This window comes from Cryobacterium shii, assembly GCF_004402595.1.
GTDB classification, from domain to species: domain Bacteria; phylum Actinomycetota; class Actinomycetes; order Actinomycetales; family Microbacteriaceae; genus Cryobacterium; species Cryobacterium shii.
Genome location: NZ_SOFY01000079.1, coordinates 1 through 1616 on the forward strand (window position 1 = coordinate 1; position 1616 = coordinate 1616).

Genomic DNA, 1616 nt, shown 5'->3' on the forward strand with positions numbered 1-1616 from the left:
GACACGGCCGGGCCAGCGGACACGGCCGGGCCAGCGGGCGGGCGAGCCGGGCCAGCGGACACGGCGGGGCCGGGCACGGCCCGGGGCCGGCTACCGCGGCAACCGGGAATCGGGCCGGTCGCTACCCGAGGCGGCCGGCGACCGGCGGCATCCGGCCGGGGAATGGGGGGAACGCGGTCGACGACTCGTGACGGTAGTCGTGCTCCAGCGCCGTGACCATCGCCTGAACGCACAACCCCCACCGTTTGCGGAGGAGCGCGTAGGTGAACCTCAGTGTGCGCCCGTTCTCCTTCGCGACCAGCAGATCGCGTTCCCGGTCGACCTCAAATGCGAGCGGATTGTCATGCCACTCCGTCCCGTCGATCTCCACGAACGTCGACGGGCCGATCTGGCCGTCGAGATTCCCGACGCCCCTTACGAACGGTTGTGGCACGAACGGGATGCCGGCGGCCAGTGCCTTGAGCCGGAATTCTGTTTCCCCGCCTGCTCCGGCGCGCCCGTCAACCTCGCTGCGCCAGGACTGCACCCGGAGCGGCGCGCGGGCGAAGATCCAGCCCAGATCATCAAGGACGATTCCGGGGCCTTTTTCCCGAGCACTGTGCAGCGCGGCATCGAGACACACGATCGCCGTGACCCGGTCGTGGTTGTTCAGAATATGCACCAGGGCTTCGTGCACGCTGGTGCGCCACACGCTGTCCCCACGCCGCTCCCACGCGTCATCGCCCCAGGTCACCCGGCACCGGACACCGTCGAGCACGTGCAGCCGTGCGCGCATGTCGGTCGGCCGCCGCAATGCCCGCGCGCCGCCGGGGACGCTCACGTGAAGCTTCCTCGTGGCCGGGGTCCAGATGCCGTAGGACTTCAGAGCGCTCAATCCGGCCAGCCGCCCGCCGATCCGGAACGCCTCGACGGCCGACTGCGGCGCCGACGGAACCGAATACCAGCCCTTGCGCACCCGCACAATCGTTCCGCGGTTCACCTCGCCGCGGAGGTGGCCATCGCTCCAGCCTCGGGCGCGGAGCGTGGCGCGCTTGACGAATAGTCCATGGCCGATGATGTCTTGGGCGAGGGAGCGCATGCCCCGGAGCCTCGCAGCGGAGACGGGCCCGCGCCGCGGCATCCGTCAGCCTGGGGACAACGCTCCGCACCCGCGGGTTGGGGAGGCCCGCCGTTCCCGTGCGCGAACCCACCGCGCTCGCCGCCCCGCCCGCGCGGCAGCGAACCTCCCGCGCGGCGATGAACGAATTCGACGGAGATTCTGGCTCAAATGGGCCAGAAAGCCGCAAATCCGGGTTGTTAGAGCAAAATCTCCGTCGAATTGGTGAGGGGCGGGGCTGCTGCTACTAGGGGATGGTGGCGAGGAACACCTCGCCGGCGCCGGCGAAGGTGAGGGTGCCCTCGTCGGGCGTGATGTAGACCGACTCGCCGCGCTTGAGGGCGACGGATGATCCGGCCCCCGCAACGAGGAATCCGCCGGCCGTGCAGATGGCGATCGCGGGCCCCGTCAGCGTGAACTGGCGCATCGGCACCGCCGGCTTCTCGCCAGCCGCGCCCGCCGCAGCGCCAGCCGCGCCCGCCGCAGCGCCAGCCGCAGCGCCAGCCGCAGCGCCAGCCAC

Annotated in this window: 1 protein-coding gene and 1 pseudogene; both read right to left on the reverse strand. The window is 71.0% G+C overall.

The annotated features are described in order from the left end of the window. Positions 1–121 precede the first annotated feature (121 nt). On the reverse strand, positions 122–1078 hold the full coding sequence (locus E3O49_RS14775; protein ID WP_134365874.1) for a hypothetical protein: 957 nt from the start codon (positions 1076–1078) through the stop codon (positions 122–124). Between the two features lie 265 nt (positions 1079–1343). Then, positions 1344–1616, reverse strand: a pseudogene (locus E3O49_RS14780) (hypothetical protein); the annotation flags it as partial.